Origin of the sequence: Methylobacterium sp. WL120, assembly GCF_008039465.1 — a bacterium.
In the GTDB taxonomy this organism is placed as follows: domain Bacteria; phylum Pseudomonadota; class Alphaproteobacteria; order Rhizobiales; family Beijerinckiaceae; genus Methylobacterium; species Methylobacterium cerastii.
Window position 1 is genome coordinate 1 of the sequence record NZ_VRUT01000114.1, and the last position, 16,020, is coordinate 16,020.

At 70.9% G+C, this 16,020-nt stretch carries 14 protein-coding genes and 1 pseudogene; 8 read left to right on the top strand and 7 right to left on the bottom strand.

From position 1 onward, the window contains the following. Positions 1–389 (top strand): annotated as a pseudogene (locus FV229_RS27510) (peptidase domain containing protein); the annotation flags it as partial. A gap of 29 nt (positions 390–418) precedes the next feature. Here the strand turns inward: FV229_RS27510 and FV229_RS18915 are convergent. The 6 genes from FV229_RS18915 to FV229_RS18940 all read right to left on the bottom strand — a co-directional run bounded on the left by FV229_RS18915 (position 419) and on the right by FV229_RS18940 (position 8,666). Then, positions 419–661: a hypothetical protein gene (locus tag FV229_RS18915; protein WP_147753443.1), complete on the bottom strand. Its 243-nt coding sequence runs from the start codon at positions 659–661 to the stop codon at positions 419–421. 554 nt (positions 662–1,215) lie between these two features. Beyond that, positions 1,216–3,906: a pyruvate, phosphate dikinase gene (gene ppdK, locus FV229_RS18920; protein ID WP_147753444.1), complete on the bottom strand. Its 2,691-nt coding sequence runs from the start codon at positions 3,904–3,906 to the stop codon at positions 1,216–1,218. A gap of 206 nt (positions 3,907–4,112) precedes the next feature. After that, entirely contained in the window at positions 4,113–4,265 is a 153-nt protein-coding gene (locus FV229_RS18925; protein WP_147753445.1) for a DUF3096 domain-containing protein, read from the bottom strand. A gap of 80 nt (positions 4,266–4,345) precedes the next feature. Next, positions 4,346–4,972, bottom strand: coding sequence for an urea carboxylase-associated family protein (locus FV229_RS18930; protein ID WP_147753446.1), 627 nt, complete (start codon positions 4,970–4,972; stop codon positions 4,346–4,348). Beyond that, a complete protein-coding gene (gene gntA, locus FV229_RS18935; RefSeq protein ID WP_147753454.1) occupies positions 4,965–5,660 on the bottom strand; it encodes a guanitoxin biosynthesis heme-dependent pre-guanitoxin N-hydroxylase GntA in 696 nt (231 codons plus the stop codon). Before gntA ends, FV229_RS18930 begins: the two co-directional genes overlap by 8 nt. Before the next feature lie 285 nt (positions 5,661–5,945). Then, entirely contained in the window at positions 5,946–8,666 is a 2,721-nt protein-coding gene (locus FV229_RS18940) for a DNA translocase FtsK (RefSeq protein WP_147753447.1), read from the bottom strand. Positions 8,667–8,890: 224 nt separating this feature from the next. Here FV229_RS18940 and mtnA point away from each other — a divergent pair, with 224 nt between their 5' ends. Together mtnA and FV229_RS18950 are read left to right on the top strand one after the other, a co-directional pair. Further along, the gene (mtnA, locus tag FV229_RS18945; protein WP_147753448.1) at positions 8,891–9,988 is read left to right on the top strand and encodes an S-methyl-5-thioribose-1-phosphate isomerase; all 1,098 of its coding nucleotides are present in this window, start codon (positions 8,891–8,893) and stop codon (positions 9,986–9,988) included. Between the two features lie 64 nt (positions 9,989–10,052). Continuing rightward, positions 10,053–11,144, top strand: a complete 1,092-nt coding sequence (locus tag FV229_RS18950; protein ID WP_147753449.1) for an aminotransferase class V-fold PLP-dependent enzyme — start codon at positions 10,053–10,055, stop codon at positions 11,142–11,144. Between the two features lie 25 nt (positions 11,145–11,169). Here FV229_RS18950 and FV229_RS18955 read toward each other — a convergent pair whose 3' ends face one another. Next, complete coding sequence (locus FV229_RS18955; RefSeq protein WP_147753450.1) at positions 11,170–11,685, bottom strand: pilus assembly protein N-terminal domain-containing protein; 516 nt, start codon at positions 11,683–11,685, stop codon at positions 11,170–11,172. Positions 11,686–12,007: 322 nt separating this feature from the next. On the opposite strand from FV229_RS18955, the gene FV229_RS18960 reads away from it, so the two are divergent. The 5 genes from FV229_RS18960 to FV229_RS18980 all read left to right on the top strand — a co-directional run. Beyond that, the gene (locus FV229_RS18960; RefSeq protein ID WP_147753451.1) at positions 12,008–12,172 is read left to right on the top strand and encodes a Flp family type IVb pilin; all 165 of its coding nucleotides are present in this window, start codon (positions 12,008–12,010) and stop codon (positions 12,170–12,172) included. A 371-nt stretch (positions 12,173–12,543) separates the two neighbouring features. Beyond that, complete coding sequence (locus FV229_RS18965) at positions 12,544–13,065, top strand: prepilin peptidase (RefSeq protein WP_246686235.1); 522 nt, start codon at positions 12,544–12,546, stop codon at positions 13,063–13,065. A gap of 131 nt (positions 13,066–13,196) precedes the next feature. Continuing rightward, a complete protein-coding gene (gene cpaB / locus FV229_RS18970; RefSeq protein WP_147753453.1) occupies positions 13,197–13,991 on the top strand; it encodes a Flp pilus assembly protein CpaB in 795 nt (264 codons plus the stop codon). A gap of 38 nt (positions 13,992–14,029) precedes the next feature. After that, positions 14,030–15,589 carry a type II and III secretion system protein family protein gene (locus tag FV229_RS18975; RefSeq protein WP_246688250.1) on the top strand — a complete coding sequence of 520 codons (1,560 nt, stop codon included), beginning with the start codon at positions 14,030–14,032 and terminating at the stop codon, positions 15,587–15,589. 75 nt (positions 15,590–15,664) lie between these two features. Then, positions 15,665–16,020: CpaD family pilus assembly lipoprotein (locus tag FV229_RS18980; protein WP_246688251.1), on the top strand; the 356-nt coding region annotated here is incomplete at its 3' end.

A 16,020-nucleotide genomic window follows, 5' to 3' on the forward strand; every position in this document is an offset into this window, starting at 1 on the left:
TGCCCCTGCCCCCGCCGCGCCCGGCGCAGTTCGCCGGCCTCGGCAACGTCGGCATGGCGAGCCTGTCCACGAGCCTCGCGGCGGTCTCGGACCGGCCCGCGCCGCGCCCGGCCAACCGCCTCGTCCCGGCCGACGCCGACGCCAAGGCGCAGCTGCGGGCACTGTTCGCCACGGTCTCGATCGAGTCCGACGCAGCCCATCCGGCGAGCCGCGTCGCCCCCGTCCGCGTGGCGCAGACTCGCGCACGCGCCGACGCGGCGCCCGCCGGCGTCGTCGCCGCCTCGCCGGACACGGTGACGACGCGTTTCGGCCGCCGCAGCCCCGGCGACGACCTCACGGCCGTGCGCTTCACGGGCTCGGCGACCCGGGCGGTTCCCGGTACGCGCTGAATGAGAAGTCTTGCGTCCTCGGCGCTCGCTCAGGGCAGGCGGCGGCCCTGGGTGACGCTCATCGCCGAGACCAGGGTCGCGGCGTAGCCGCCGTCGGCGCCGGCGACGCGGGCGGCGTCGAGGCTGCTCTGGGACGCCACGGCGAAGCCGATCACCCCGAACAGCGTGCCGGCGCCGACAAGCCACAGGTAGGCCCGCGCGACCGCCTTCGGGATCGGCACGGTACGGGGGTTTTCCCCGAGATAGAGCTGCGACGAGGACGAGTCGTTCATGGCCGGCGTTCCCGCGGATGACTGACGTCCGGGCGGACCGTCGATCGCTCTCGCGCATCCGATTCGCCACTATCATCCAACGCAGGCCTAAGGCAGAGGTTCGCCGGCCCGGTTCCGTTATTTCCGCAGGTTTTTTTCAGGTGGTTGACGGCGGGTTGCCGGAGGCGCCGATGCGGCTCGCTCTCCTGTCCGGCCCATCCCATTCGTTGATGGAGTACAGCTTCGGAACAGGCGCGGGTTTCCCCTCTCCCCGCTTGCGGACAGAGGCCCGGCTGCACCTCGTCGTGCAGCCGGGAAGCGAGAGGCGAAGCCGAAGCGACGGTGAGGCGGCGCGAACGGAGGAGCCTCTTTCGTTCGAGCCCCCTCACCCTCGGCTGCCGCCTCGCTTCGCCGACGACGAGGTCGGCAAAGCCCTCTCCCCGCAGGCGGGGCGAGGGGATGCGCGCATAGCGAGCCGCCAGAAGCAGCGATCTGTGAATTCTCGCCCGTCCGGGAGAAGGGATTCGCGCCGGGATCGGCGCCGGCGGCGATGGTCGAGCCTCGCGAAAGCCCCCCTAGCCTTCCTTCGCCGAGACCTTGCCGAGGGCGGCCTGCGCGGCGGCGAGGCGCGCGATCGGCACGCGGTAGGGCGAGCACGAGACGTAGTCGAGGCCGACCTCCTGGCAGAAGCCGATCGAGGCCGGATCGCCGCCATGCTCGCCGCAGATGCCGAGCTTGATGTCGGGGCGGACCGAGCGGCCGCGCTCGACGCCAATCCGCACCAATTCGCCGACGCCTTCCTGGTCGATGGTCACGAACGGGTCGGCGGCGAGGATGCCCTTCTGCGTGTAGGGCCCGAGGAAGGTCGCCGCGTCGTCGCGGGAGATGCCGAGCGCCGTCTGCGTGAGGTCGTTGGTGCCGAAGGAGAAGAACTCCGCCGTCACCGCGATCTCGTTGGCCTTCAGCGCGGCGCGCGGCAGCTCGATCATGGTGCCGACCTGGTAGTCGATCGCCTTGCCGGCCTCCTCCGACACCGCCTTGGCGGTGGCGTCGATGCGACCCTTCACGATGTCGAACTCGGCGCGCGAGAACACCAGCGGCACCATCACCTCGGGGGTGACCGGCGCCCCGGTCTCCTGCGCCGCCTGGATAGCGGCCTCGAAGATCGCGCGGGCCTGCATCTCCGCGATCTCGGGGAAGGCGATGGCGAGGCGGCATCCGCGGAAGCCGAGCATCGGGTTGAACTCGGAAAGCTCGCGCATCCGGTGGCGGATCTTGTCCTCCGCGATGCCGGTGGCGTCCATCACCTCCCGTACCTCGGCGTCCGAGTGCGGCAGGAACTCGTGCAGCGGCGGATCGAGCAGGCGGATCGTGACGGGCAGGCCCGACATGATCGTGAACAGCTCGACGAAGTCCTGGCGCTGGTAGGGCAGGATCTTGGCGAGCGCCGCGCGGCGGCCTTCCGCGTCGTCGGACAGGATCATCTCGCGCACCGCGATGATGCGGTCGCCCTCGAAGAACATGTGCTCGGTCCGGCAAAGGCCGATCCCCTCCGCGCCGAAGTCGCGGGCGGTGCGGGCGTCGGTCGGGGTGTCGGCGTTGGCGCGCACCTTCATGGTGCGGTAGGCGTCGGCCCAGCCCATCAGGGTGGCGAAGTCGCCCGACAGCTCGGGCGCCAGCATCGTCACCTCGCCCTGGAGCACCTGCCCCGTCGAGCCGTCGATGGTGATGCGGTCGCCGGCCTTGAGGGTCACGCCGCCGACGGACAGGGTCTGCGCCTTGTAGTCGATCCGGATCGAGCCGACGCCCGAGACGCAAGGCTTGCCCATGCCGCGGGCGACGACCGCCGCATGGCTGGTCATGCCGCCGCGCGTCGTCAGGATGCCCTCGGAGGCGTGCATCCCGTGGATGTCCTCGGGGCTCGTCTCGATGCGCACGAGGATGCACTTGCGCTCGGCCTTGCGCAGGGTCTCGGCGTCCTCGGAGTTGAACACGATCTCGCCGGTGGCGGCGCCGGGCGAGGCCGGCAGCCCTTGCGCGATCACCTTGCGCTCGGCCTTCGGGTCGATCGTCGGGTGCAGGAGTTGGTCGAGGGCGCCGGGCTCGATCCGGCTGATCGCCTCCTCCTGCGTGATCAGGCCCTCGCCGGCCAGATCCACGGCGATGCGGAGCGCCGCCTTGGCGGTGCGCTTGCCGTTGCGGGTCTGGAGCATCCAGAGCTTCCCGCTCTCGATGGTGAACTCCATGTCCTGCATGTCGCGGTAGTGCTTTTCGAGGATCTCGTAGATCCGCGTCAGCTCGGCGTAGGATTCGGGCATCGCCCGCTCCATCGACGGCTTCTCGGACTTGGCCTCGAGCCTCGCCTTCTCGGTGATGTCCTGCGGCGTACGGATGCCGGCGACGACGTCCTCGCCCTGCGCGTTGATCAGGAACTCGCCGTAGAGCGCGCGCTCGCCGGTGGACGGATTGCGGGTGAAGGCGACGCCGGTGGCCGAGGTGTCGCCCATGTTGCCGAACACCATGGCCTGGACGTTGACGGCGGTGCCCCAACTCTCGGGGATGGCGTTGAGCTCGCGGTACTTCTTCGCCCGCGGGATCATCCACGAGTCGAACACCGCGCCGATGGCGCCCCAGAGCTGATCCTCTGCGCCTTGGGGAAATGCTGAGCCGTGCTCGTCGACGACGATCGTCTTGTACTTCTCGATCAGGTGCTTCCAGTCCTCGGCGCCGAGTTCGGTGTCGAGGTCGAAGCCCTTGCCCTCCTTGTAGTGCTCCAGCGCCTCCTCGAAGGCGTGGTGCTCAACGCCGAGCACCACGTTCGAGTACATGGTGATGAAGCGGCGGTAGGAATCGTAGGCGAAGCGTGGGTCGCCCGAGCTCTCGGCGAGCGCCGCGACGGTGGCGTCGTTCAGCCCGAGGTTGAGCACGGTGTCCATCATGCCCGGCATCGAGGCGCGGGCGCCCGAGCGCACGGAGACGAGAAGCGGGTTGGCGGCGTCGCCGAAGGTCTTGCCGGTGATCGCGCCGACCTGGTCCAGGGCGGTCGCGACCTGGGCCTTCAGCTCGGCCGGGTAGGTCTGCCCGTTCTCGTAGTAGGCGGTGCAGACCTCGGTGGTGATGGTGAAGCCCGGGGGCACCGGCAGGCCGAGATTGGACATCTCGGCGAGGTTCGCCCCCTTGCCGCCGAGCAGGTCGCGCATCTGCGATTTGCCCTCGGCCTTGCCGTCGCCGAAGGTGTAGACCCACTTCGCGGTGCCGCTCGTCATATCGATTCCGTCCGTCGTGCAAGAGGACCTGGTCGCCAGGCATCTTGCGTCAAAAGGGTCTCGCATCGAGGTGGTTTTCGGCCCTCGAGCTTATCGGTTCGGGTTGGACCATCCGGTGTTGCAACGCAAGATGAACGCCGTCGCCCAAGGTCTCCCGCCGCGTGACGCTCCGCGCCGGTTGTCAGCCGCGACCGGCTCCGCAGGGATCAGGATAGACCGCGGAACAGGCCGAGGCCAATCACCCCGACGGCGATGAGGTAGATCGCGACGATGTAGTTGAGAAGCCGCGGCGCGATCAGGATCAGGATCCCCGCCAGGATCGCGATGACCGGCTGCAGGTGCGAGATCGAGATGGTCATGGCAACGCCCTCCTGCGACCGAGCTTGGCCGCAGGAGGGCGACGCGTGCGGTGGCCGCAAGGTTCCCGCCGACGCGGCGCTCAGGCCCTCAGTGGCCAGGACGCCTCGACCGCGTAGTGGATCGGCTTGAAGGCGAAGTTGTTCGATTGCAGCGCCGAGCAGGCGGTGAGCCCGATCACGAGGTCCTGCATCGCCTCGAACACGATCCGGTCGCCGGCGCGGCTCAGGGGCGGCTCGACCTTCAGCGCGCCCGTGTGCCCGTCGACGGTGACGTTCATGAAGACGTTGAACGCCACCGGGATGCGGTCCGGCCCGATGCCGAAGGGTTCGAGGGCGGCCGCGAGGTTGCCGAAGCATCCGCGATGCGGCTCGGCGTCGCCGTAGATGATGCGGAAGGTGTCGGCCGAGCACGGCGTCAGGAGGAAGTCGTGCCGGCCGACCGTGTCCTCGACGATGCGCAGCATCACGTTCGAGCGGTTCGAGTAGAGCGGGTCGCCCGTCGTCAGGTAGATCCGGCTGGCGTAATCCAGCGTCCGGCCCGACGAGATCACCTCGTCGAGGTCGCCGCGGTTGAACGCCAGCAAGTCCGCGACCTGCTCGCCCTGCGGGTCGGTGACCACCAGGAACTGGCCCTTGTCGAGGGTGAAGGCCGTGCCCGAGCGCGGCGCGATGGTGTGGTGCCCGCAGGCCGAATGCGCCTCAGACATCGCCGCCGCCCTTCGTGCGCCCGCTGAACGGGCAGGCCCAGTCGGAATCGACCGCACGCCCGCTGTACTGGCGCGCCTCCGAGACCTCGCCGTGCCGGGACAGCATCGGGTTGAGCGAGCCGGCGAAGGCCGCGTCGCGCGCCAGGATGTTCTCGCGCAGCTTCTCATAGCGGCCTTCCGCGCGGAGCCGCTCGAACTGGTCGTGGAGGTTGAAGACCAGGACCGGCGAACTGAAGCGCCGGGCCGGCCGGCTCGCCCCCGGATGCAGGCCGACGATGAAGAACGCCTCGCCGCCGAAGCTGAGCGAAAAGTGCGCGTCCTCCGGGTCGGCGGAGACGCGCCGGTCGTAGGCCTGGCCGAGGAAGCCGTCCTTGTCCGAGAGCGATTGCGCCCGCGCCCACAGGTTCTCCTCGAAGGCCTGCTCGGAGAGGTCGCCGGGCCCCTCGAACACGATGGCGAAGCTCTGGAACAGGTCGGGCTGGGCACGGTAGCGGGCGATGAACGCCAGCAGCGCCGGATAGATGCGCGTGTCGTCCCAGCCGGAGGTGATGTCCCGGGCGACCACGATCTTCATCCGCCCCCGCGACAGGGCCGACTTGGCGCCGACGCAAGGGAAGGGCTGAGCCCGGATGAAGTCCCGGAACTGCGCCGCCAGCGGATGGTCGGCGTCGTCCCGCGGCATCCGGATCGGCGCCGGATGCAGGGTGGACAGGTCGGTGGCGAGCGAAAACCCGCGGTTGTCCGCGTAGGAAAGCATGAGAACCCGCGTCTGCGATGAATTTTGCGGCACGGTTGCCGATGCCGGAGGCAGATCGCCGTCCGGATCGGGGGAACCGGCCTCAGCCGGTGCGGTTCCTGGTCCCGCCCAAGTCCGCCGCGATCGGTCGCACACGCCTGTGGACAGCGTCGGCGCGGGGCGACGTCCGCGCCCCGGCGATCCGATCGCTGGGGATCGGGGCGCGCGCTGGGCGCCTCAGCCCTCGGCTTCGACCAGGATCTCGCGCTTGCCGGCATGGTTGGCACCGCCGACGATGCCCTCCTGCTCCATGCGCTCCATGATCGAGGCGGCGCGGTTGTAGCCGATCTGCAGGCGGCGCTGGATGTAGCTTGTGGACGCCTTCTTGTCGCGCAGCACGAACTGGACGGCCTGGTCGTAGAGGTCGCCGCCGGCCTCGCCGAACGAGCCCTGGTCGAACACCGCGCCGTCCACTTCCAGCGCGTCGCCGCCGCGGCCTGCGGCCGGGGCCGAGCCCTTGGGCGCATCCTCCGACCCGTCGTCGGCGGTGACCGCCTCGAGGTAGGCGGGCCGACCCTGGCGCTTGAGGTGGGCGACCACGCTCTCGACTTCCGAGTCCGAGCAGAACGGCCCGTGCACGCGCGTCGTGCGACCGCCGCCGGCCATGAACAGCATGTCGCCCTGGCCCAAGAGCTGCTCGGCGCCCATCTCGCCGAGGATCGTGCGCGAGTCGATCTTGCTCGTCACCTGGAAGCTGATCCGCGTCGGGAAGTTCGCCTTGATCGTGCCGGTGATCACGTCCACCGACGGACGCTGCGTCGCCATGATCAGGTGGATGCCCGCCGCACGCGCCATCTGGGCGAGGCGCTGGATCGCACCCTCGATGTCCTTGCCGGCCACCATCATCAGGTCGGCCATCTCGTCGACCACGATGACGATGTAGGGCAACGGGGAGAGGTCCATCTCCTCGTTCTCGTAGACGGCCTCGCCGGTCTGCCGGTCGAACCCGGTCTGGACGGTGCGGGTCAGGACCTCGCCACGCTGGCGCGCCTCGTCGAGCCGGGCGTTGAACCCGTCGATGTTGCGCACGCCGACCTTGGACATCTTCTTGTAGCGCTCCTCCATCTCGCGCACGGCCCACTTGAGGGCGATGACCGCCTTCTTGGGGTCGGTGACGACGGGGGAGAGCAGGTGCGGGATGCCGTCGTAGACGGACAGCTCCAGCATCTTCGGGTCGACCATGATCAGGCGGCACTCTTCCGGCTTCATCCGGTAGAGCAGCGAGAGGATCATGGTGTTGATCGCCACCGACTTGCCCGAGCCGGTGGTGCCGGCCACCAGCAGGTGCGGCATGCGGGCGAGGTCGGCGATGATCGGCTCGCCGCCGATGTTCTTGCCGAGGCAAAGCGCGAGCTTGTGCTTGGTCTCGACGAAGTCGACCGAGGCCAGGAGCTCGCGCAGGTAAACCGTCTCGCGCCGCGCGTTCGGCAGCTCGATGCCGATGGCGTTGCGGCCGGGAACCACGGCGACGCGGGCCGAGACCGCCGACATCGAGCGGGCGATGTCGTCGGCGAGCGAAATCACCCGGGAGGACTTGGTGCCGGGGGCCGGCTCCAGCTCGTAGAGGGTCACGACCGGGCCGGGGCGCACCGCGAGGATGTCGCCGCGTACGCCGAAATCGCCCAGCGTCGCCTCCAGAAGGGTCGCGTTCTGCTCCAGCGCGTCGGCCGAGACCAGGCTCGCCTGCGAGGGGCCGCGCGGCTCGGCCAGGAGATCGAGCGCCGGATGGCGGTAATCGTTCGGGTCGCTCATCGGCGCCGGGCGACGGGCTTGCGCCACCGGCGCGACCGGCGCGGAGACGCGGGAGGCCGCGACCTCCGCCGGGACGGTGGCGGGCGCATCCTCGCCCTCGAACTCCTCGTCGTCGTGGACGACGGGGATCGGACGCCGGGCCTGCGGCGTGCCAAGGGTCGTGTCATGCGGCGCGAATTCAGGTGAAGCTTGCTCCCCGCGCGGCTCGAAGACCGGCTCGCGGCGCGGCTCGGTCGCGCGGCCGCCGTTCGGCAGTTGGCTCGCCCAGGGTAGGTCCTCGTCGGAGAAGGCGCGCCGGGCGGCGAGCGCCGGCGAGGCGCCGGCGAAGCTCAGGCCGCCGACGCCCAAGCGCTGCGCCCGCCACATCTCCCAGCGCTCGGCCAAGGCCGCCCGGCCGCGCATCGCCGCCTGGAGGACGGTGCCGAAGCCGACGATGCCGAGCCCCGGCTCGTCGGATTCGTCGCGCTCGTCGTACCCGCGGTCCTGTCGGCGGTCCTGGCTCGCTTCCGGATGGCTCCGGCGCGGGCGGTTGGCCTGCGCCGCGACGGGCGGCAGGTCCTCGTCCGCCTCCTCGAGGGCGGGGCCGACGCGGCAGGCGGCCGTGAGGCTGAGGATCGCGACGCCGGCGTAGACGAAGCCGACCAGCGCCGCGCCGGCCTGCGAGATCGCGCCGACGATGGTGCGCGCGGCCGACATCAGAGCGTCGCCCGCGACGCCCCCGAGCCCGGTCGGCAGCGGCCAGCGGGCGGTCGGCGGTAGGGCGCTGGCCACCGCGCTCGCGGCGCAGAAGCCGATGATCCAGAGCGCGATCCGCATCCCGCCGTTCGGCAGGTCGCGTTCGCGCATCAGGCGGATGCCCCACAGGGCCGGCGGCAGCACGAAGGCGAGCGCGCCGAGGCCGAGGATCTGCATCGCGAGATCCGAGACCACGGCGCCGGGCTGGCCGAGGACGTTGTGGGCGAGGTGATCGGTGGCGTGGTTCAGGCTGGGGTCGTCGATCGACCACGTCGCCAGCGCGACGGTCAGCCCGATCGCACCCGTGAACAGGACGAGCCCGCCGAGTTCCGTCAGCCGCCGCGCCAGGAACGGGCGCAGCGTGTCGACGAAGGTGTCGTAGGGCGACGCGGGGCGGCGAAGCGAGCGCATGCGGGACCGGACGCGAAAGGAGACTCTGACCCCGAGGCTAGGCCCCTTCCGTTAACGCGCATTTAAGGTTGAAAAAGTCCTGACGCCTCCCTGCCGGCCTTCGCCGAGCGGCGGCACGTTCTCGGAACGCGCGGCGATCGGGCGCGACCCGTCCCCGCCGTCGCGATCCCGCGCGGGACGTCCGCGAGGGTGCAAAACGCGATTCGATATGGCAAACCAGAGCCATGCAGATCGACGGACGCCCCTACAGGACCATCTTTCCCGACCCGGACGGCGTCAGCGTCCAGGTCATCGACCAGACCCGCCTGCCCTTCGCCTTCGAGCTGCAGCGGCTGGCGAGCCTCGACGACGCCGCGCACGCGATCCGCACCATGGTGGTGCGCGGCGCGCCGCTGATCGGCGTGACCGCGGCCTACGGCCTCGCCTTCGCCATGCGCGAGGACGCCTCGAACGCCGGCCTCGACCGCGCCGTGGCGGCGCTCGCCGCCACCCGCCCGACGGCGATCAACCTGCGCTGGGCCCTCGACCGCGTCGCCGGCAACCTGCGCCAGGTGCAGGCGCCGGAGCGGTTCGCCCGCGCCTTCGCCGAGGCCGGCCGCATCGCCGAGGAGGACGTGGCCAGCTGCCGCGCCATCGGCAACCACGGCGTCGGCCTGATCGCCGAGATCGCGCAGCGGACCGGCCGGACCGTCAACGTCCTGACCCATTGCAACGCCGGATGGCTCGCCACCGTCGACTGGGGCACGGCGCTGGCGCCGATCTACGTCGCGCACGAAGCCGGCCTGCCGGTCCACGTGATCGTCGACGAGACCCGGCCGCGCAACCAGGGCGCCGCGCTCACCGCCTTCGAGCTCAACGGCCACGGGGTGCCGCACACCGTCGTCGCCGACAACGCCGGCGGCCACCTGATGCAGCACGGCCAGGTCGACCTCTGCATCGTCGGCTCGGACCGCACCACCGCGTCCGGCGACGTCTGCAACAAGATCGGCACCTACCTGAAGGCCCTCGCCGCCCACGACAACGGCATCCCGTTCTACGTGGCGCTGCCGTTCTCGACGATCGACTGGACCCTGCGGGACGGCGTCGCCGAGATCCCGATCGAGGAGCGCGACGCGCGCGAGGTCACCCACCTCACCGGCCGGCTGGCCGACGGCGGCTTCGCCACGGTCGAGGTGGTCTCGCCGGGCAGCCCCGTCGCCAACCCGGCCTTCGACGTCACCCCCGGCCGTCTCGTCACCGGCCTGATCACCGAGCGCGGCATCGCGCGGGCCGACACCGAGGGGCTGCTCGGCCTCTATCCCGAGCGGCGCCAGGCCGCCTGAGGGGAGGTTTTCGACGATCACCTCCGCGCCTCCCATTCTCGCCTACCAGCGGCACCTGTTCGAGATGCCGGCGGAGGTCGCCTACCTCGACGCCGCGGCCTGGTCGCCGCTTCCGCGCAGCGTGCGGGCGGCGGGCGAGGCCGGCATGCGGGTCAAGAGCCTGCCCTGGGCCCATCCGCGCTCCGAGGTGCCGCCCTGGACCGAGCGGGCGCGCCGCGCGGCCGCCGGCCTGATCGGCGCGTCGGCCGACGACGTCGCCGTCGTCGGATCGGTGGCCGACGCGATCGCCATCGCGGCTCGGGGGATCGTACCGGTCCCGGGCGGCCGCATCCTGCGGGTGGCCGAGGAGTTCCCGTCCCTCTGCTACGCCTTCGACCGCGTCGCCGCCGCGTCCGGCATGGTCGTCGAGGCGGTGCCGCGCCCGGCCGACGGCGACTGGACCGCGGCGCTCCTCGAAGCGGTCGTCCGCCCCGGTGCGCCGCCGCTCGCGGTCGCGACCCTGACGCCGCTGCACTGGGCCGACGGCACGGTCATCGACCTCGACCGCCTCGCCCCGGCCGTCCGCGCGGCCGGCGCCGCCCTGGTGGTGGACGCGACCCAAGCGGTCGGCGCCGTGCCCCTCGACGTGGCGCGGTGGAAGCCCGACTTCCTGGCCTTCCCGACCTACAAGTGGGTGCTCGGCCCCTACAGCCTCGCCTTCCTCTATGCGGCGCCTCACCGCCAGGACGGGGCGCCGCTCGCGGAGAACGCCGGCAACCGCCCGCCGGCCGTGGGCGCGCGCCGCTACGACCGGGGCGAATGCCACGATCCGGTCGGCCTGCCGATGGCGGCCACGGGGCTGGAACTGGTCGCGGGCTGGGGTGTGCCGGCGATCGCGGGCCGGCTCCGGGCCTCGACCGACCGCCTCGCCGACGGTGTGGAGGCCCTGGGCCTCGCGGTTCCGCCGCGCGCGTTGCGCTGCCCGCACATCCTGGGCCTCACGGTGCCGGGCGTCGACGCGGAGGATCTCGTCGCGCAACTGCGACATCGGAACGTCTTCGTCAGCGCCCGGCTCGGCCGCCTTCGGATCAGCCCGCACGTCTGGATCGACGAGGCCGACCTGTCGCGCGCGCTGGCGGCGCTGGAGGCGGTGCTGCCCGGTCGCGGCGGCGGTTAGCGGACGCTCCGGGCGGCCCGAAGCGTCAGTGCCCGGCCGCGGTCGATCCGGCGGTGGCGAGGCTGCGGCGGCTTTCGGCCTGGCCGCTGACCTCGCCGAAATACTTGGTCGAGTCGCCGAGCTGCACCGAGGGCTGGCAATACGGGGTGCAGGAATACGAGTTCCGCTCCTCGGCGCCGCGCTGGACGGTGATCACCGAGGTCTGCGAGGCTTCGACCCGGATCGTCGTCTCGGCCAGCATCGCGCCGGCGGCGTCGAGGGCGATCAGGTTGGTCGCGCCGAAGCTCTTACCGGTCAGCACCAGCACGCCGTTCTTCTGCAGCGTCACGTCGGCGATGATCGGGTTGCCGACGATCACCGTCTGCGTCCGCTCCGGCAGGCGCATCACCTTGGCGTTGTCGACCACCACCGTGACGACCGGCAGCGTCTCGGCCCGCAGCGCCGGGGCTGCTGTGACGAGCAGCGCGACGGCAAGGGCCGCGCTCGGCAGGCGCTTGGCCTTGAAAGCATGTCGGGAGAGGCGGGGCGGGGTCGGGCGCATCGGCTGTTCGAACTCATCCATACGCTGGGGTGCGGGGCCGAGGCGTTGCCGCCGCAGGCAGGTGCGGTGCTACGGAGCTGGCGACCCGCTCGTCACAAGAGACAACACGGATTTGGTGAAAGAAGCGCTAAAGCGGCCGGCACGGTTCTCGCCAAATCTTACGCTTTCTTCACCATGCCGAAGGTCTTGGCCTCGATGACCGCTTTCGCGGACCGATTTAACCGAATGGCAAGGCGAGGCGGCCATTCTTCGTCTGCCGCCGATCGAAACAGCAGATCTTCGACGGTTCACCTCGCAAGTGTTTCGACCAAGGATCACAACCATGAAGACCATGTTCAAGAAGTTCGCTTCCGACGAGTCCGGCGCCACCGCCATCGAATACGGCATGATCGCCGCCCTCATCGCCGTCGTGATCATCGGCACCCTGAAGGTCATCGGCACCAAGCTGAACGGCGCGTTCACCAACATCTCGACCCAGCTCGGCTGATCGGTCGGCTTCGGGCAACCGAAGACGGCAAAGTCGGCGGCAACGACCCGATCCCCCGGCTCCCCATGGGAGGCGGCCAGGGGATCGGGCGACGAACGCGGCGGACCGCCGGTTCGTCGCGGTCGCGGAACGAGACATCGGGGTACGATGCGTCCGGTCGCGGTCGCGCACGCCCTGCCCCCTCGCGGGCCAAAGCCGATCCCGCGGTGGCGGGATCGGCTTCGCGTCGTCTGCCGCGAGGCCGGCGTCTTGCGCGACGCCCCGGCTCTCCCAGCCGAGATTTGCGCTTTCTTCATGCCCTCGCCCGACACTGGGGCTCGAACGCCACGTCGACGGCGGCAAGGATGATGGCAACGGACATGGCGAGCGTGATGGCAAGCACCGGTCTGGCGGGCTTCGGACTCCTCGTCGTCTTCCCGTTCTTCATGGCCTACGCCGCGGCGAGCGACCTCCTCACGATGCTGATCCCGAATCGCATTTCGCTGGCGTTGATCGCCGGCTTCTGCGCGGTGGCCGCCACCGGCCTGTTCAGCCTGCCCGAGATCGGGATGCACCTCGCGGCCGGCGCGCTCGTGCTCGCCGTCACCTTTACCCTGTTCGCGCTGGGCAAGATCGGCGGCGGCGACGCCAAACTCGCGGCGGCGACCGCGCTGTGGATCGGGTTCGACCAGCTCCTCGACTACCTTCTGGTCGCCTCGATCTTCGGCGGGGCGCTGACCCTGGCGATCCTGCTCGCGCGCAGCCATCCCCTGCCTCGGACCGTCGCCCGCCTGCCCTTCGCGCTGCACCTGCACGACGCCAAGACCGGCATCCCCTACGGTATCGCGCTGGCGGCCTCCGCCCTGGTGATCCTGCCCGAGACGCTGGTCTGGACGCGCGCCCTCGGCGGCTGATTCCGGGGCCGTCCGCAACAGGACATCGGCAAAAACCGGGCGGTCATCGCTCCTTAACCCTAATTTGAGGACTTCGCCCCTACCGTCGGGAAACGGATGGCACTCCTGCCGTCCCATGCTTTGGCCCGACGATGAAACCAGCGCGTCTTGCCGTCCTCGCCATCGCCCTCGTCGCGGGCGGTGGAGCGGCTCTCCTGATGAGCGGCGGCGACCCGCCGCCCCCGCCGACGGTCGTCAAGGTCGAGGCGCCCGCGGCGCCGACCACCGACGTCCTCGTCGCGGCCGCCGAGCTGCCCATGGGGCAGGTGCTGCAGCCGGCCGACCTGCGCTGGCAGAAATGGCCCGACGACGCGCTGACCCCGGGCTACATCACCCGCAAGGACGTGCCGAAGGCACTGGAGGAGACGGCCGGCGCGACGACCCGCTCGGCCTTCCTGTCCGGCGAGCCGATCCGTCCGCAGAAGCTCGTGCGCCCCGACAGCGGCTTCATGGCCGCGATCCTGCCCGCCGGGATGCGCGCCGTGGCGATCGTCACCGACAGCCGCGGCACCAACTCGGCCGGCGGCTTCATCCTGCCCAACGACCGCGTCGACGTGATCCGCACCTTCCGGGACGAGGAAAACTCGAAGTCGACCGGCAGCGACGTCCAGGTCTCCCAGACCATCCTGACCGACGTGCGCGTCCTCGCCGTTGGCCAGCTAATCCAGGAGAAGAACGGCACCAACGTCGTCACCGGCGAGACCGCCACCCTCGCCCTGACCCCCGGCCAGGCCGAGAAGATCACGCTGGCCCAGAAGGTCGGCTCCCTCTCGCTCGCCCTGCGCAGCCTCGCCGATTCCGGCCGTCCGCCGGAGGCCGAGGCCGCTCCCCAGGAGGCGGCCCTGACGGTGATGCGCTTCGGCGTCAGCCGGCAGCAGACCCGGTGAGCCCTAAGATGCCCGAACCGCACGATGAGGTGCAGCCGATGACGGAGTCCGGATTCATGGCCGCCGGCCCTCCCGCGAGCACCCTCGCCCACCCACGCAGCCTTTCTCTGGCGAGTCCCGTCGCCGCCCTGCTCGCCGTCCTCACCGCAGTCGGAACCGCGCCGGCCTCGGCGCAGGAGCGCGCGGTGCTCGGCCCCGCCCCGGTGCTGTCCGTGGGGCAGGCCGAGGCGACCACGACCCGCAAGATCGAGCTGACCGCGGGCCGCTCCGTGATCGTCGACCTGCCGCGCGACGCCAAGGAGGTGTTCGTCGCCAACCCCGCGGTCGCCAACGCCGTGGTGCGCTCGACCCGCAAGGTCTTCGTCATCGGCATGGCCGACGGCGCGACCTCGATCTTCATCCTCGACGCCGAAGGCCGCCAGATCGCGGCGCTCGACGTGACGGTGGCGCGCGACCTCAAGCTCGGGGCGCTGCGTCAGCTCCTCGGGCAGAGCATTCCCGGCGGCCGCTTCGACGTGCGCGTCACCGGCGATTCGATCCTGCTGTCGGGGTCGGTTGGGTCGTCGTCGGAGGCGCAGCAGGCGATCGACATCGCCAACGCCTTCGTCGGCGTCTCCGGGGGAGGCGGCGCGGGTGCCGCCGCGGGCGGCGCCGCCACGCGCGGCGCAGTGATCAACAACCTCACGATCCGCAACAAGGATCAGGTGATGCTGCGCGTCACCGTGGTCGAGGTCGCGCGCACCGTGCTCAAGCAGTTCGGGATCAACGTCAGCGGCAGCTGGTCGGGCCTGAACCTCGCCAACGTGACGCCGCTCGCCCTCTCGGGCGGCCAGTTCCCGAGCGGGAACCTCATCTCCGGCACCCTCAACGGGACGGGCGGAGCCAGCATCACGGCGACGCTCCGCGCCTTCGAGCAGGCCGGCGTCTCGCGGGTGCTCGCCGAGCCGACGCTCACCGCGATCTCGGGCGAGTCGGCGAACTTCACCGCTGGCGGCGAGCTGCCGGTGCCGTCGAGCCAGAGCTGCACGCCGAGCCTCGTTGCAGGCACCCAGCCGACCTGCGTGGTCGGCATCACCTTCAAGCCCTACGGCGTCACCCTCAACTTCACCCCGGTGGTGATGGCCGAGAACCGCATCTCCGTGCGCGTCGGCACGTCGGTGAGCGAGATCGACCCGCAGAACTCCTACTCGTTCGTCAGCGGCAACACGACCTCGGCCGTCCCCGGCCTGACGGTGCGCAAGTCGGAGACGACGGTCGAGCTCGCCTCGGGCGCCACGATGATGACCGCGGGCCTGATCCAGCAGAAGAGCAAGGCGGCGATCACCGGCCTGCCCGGCCTCGTCAACCTGCCGATCCTCGGCGCCCTGTTCCGCTCGCGCGACTACCAGCGGCAGGAGACCGAGCTGATGATTATGGTCACCCCCTACATCGCCAAGGCGATGGAGCCCCGCCAGGTGACGCGCCCCGACGACGCCTTCGTCGACGCCACTGACGGCCAGGCGATCCTGCTCGGACAGATCAACCGCGTCTACGGCACCGTCGGCACCGCTCCCCTCGGGCGCGGCTACCGCGGCCGCGTCGGCTTCATCACCGACTGAGAACCCCTCGCGTCGCGGCGCCCGGTGCCGCGCGATCCCCTCAACCCGGCGCCGCCCCGCCCCAGGACCGAACCGATGACGTTGTCCGGCTTGCCCTCCCCCATTCGACGGACGCCTGCCCGGCGGAGCCTAGCCGTCGCCCTGCTCGCCGCGCTGGGCGCATCGCTCGGCGCCTGCCACGCCGACCGCGCCGTCACCGGCTCGATCGTGCCCGCCGACTATCGCGCCCGCCACCCGATCGTGCTTGCCGACGGCAGCCGCGTCCTCGACGTGTTCGTCACCGGGATCGGCCACATCGACCCGCGCCAGGCTGCCGACATCGACGCGTTCCTGCTGGAATACCGCCGCTACGGCCGCGGCAGCCTGGTGATGGACCTGCCGCGCGGCGTGGCGCCGGACGTCGGCGCCGGGGTCGAGCGCACGGCCGCCGC

Bases quoted from the DNA above. Each gene is read 5' to 3' on its own strand.
- FV229_RS18955 (WP_147753450.1), bottom strand. From the start codon at position 11,685: ATGCGCCCGACCCCGCCCCGCCTCTCCCGACATGCTTTCAAGGCCAAG.
- FV229_RS18915 (WP_147753443.1), bottom strand. From the start codon at position 661: ATGAACGACTCGTCCTCGTCGCAGCTCTATCTCGGGGAAAACCCCCGT.
- mtnA (WP_147753448.1), top strand. From the start codon at position 8,891: ATGCAGATCGACGGACGCCCCTACAGGACCATCTTTCCCGACCCGGAC.
- cpaB (WP_147753453.1), top strand. From the start codon at position 13,197: ATGAAACCAGCGCGTCTTGCCGTCCTCGCCATCGCCCTCGTCGCGGGC.
- ppdK (WP_147753444.1), bottom strand. From the start codon at position 3,906: ATGACGAGCGGCACCGCGAAGTGGGTCTACACCTTCGGCGACGGCAAG.
- FV229_RS18925 (WP_147753445.1), bottom strand. From the start codon at position 4,265: ATGACCATCTCGATCTCGCACCTGCAGCCGGTCATCGCGATCCTGGCG.
- FV229_RS18950 (WP_147753449.1), top strand. From the start codon at position 10,053: ATGCCGGCGGAGGTCGCCTACCTCGACGCCGCGGCCTGGTCGCCGCTT.
- FV229_RS18965 (WP_246686235.1), top strand. From the start codon at position 12,544: ATGGCAAGCACCGGTCTGGCGGGCTTCGGACTCCTCGTCGTCTTCCCG.
- FV229_RS18975 (WP_246688250.1), top strand. From the start codon at position 14,030: ATGACGGAGTCCGGATTCATGGCCGCCGGCCCTCCCGCGAGCACCCTC.
- FV229_RS18960 (WP_147753451.1), top strand. From the start codon at position 12,008: ATGAAGACCATGTTCAAGAAGTTCGCTTCCGACGAGTCCGGCGCCACC.
- FV229_RS18930 (WP_147753446.1), bottom strand. From the start codon at position 4,972: ATGTCTGAGGCGCATTCGGCCTGCGGGCACCACACCATCGCGCCGCGC.
- FV229_RS18940 (WP_147753447.1), bottom strand. From the start codon at position 8,666: ATGCGCTCGCTTCGCCGCCCCGCGTCGCCCTACGACACCTTCGTCGAC.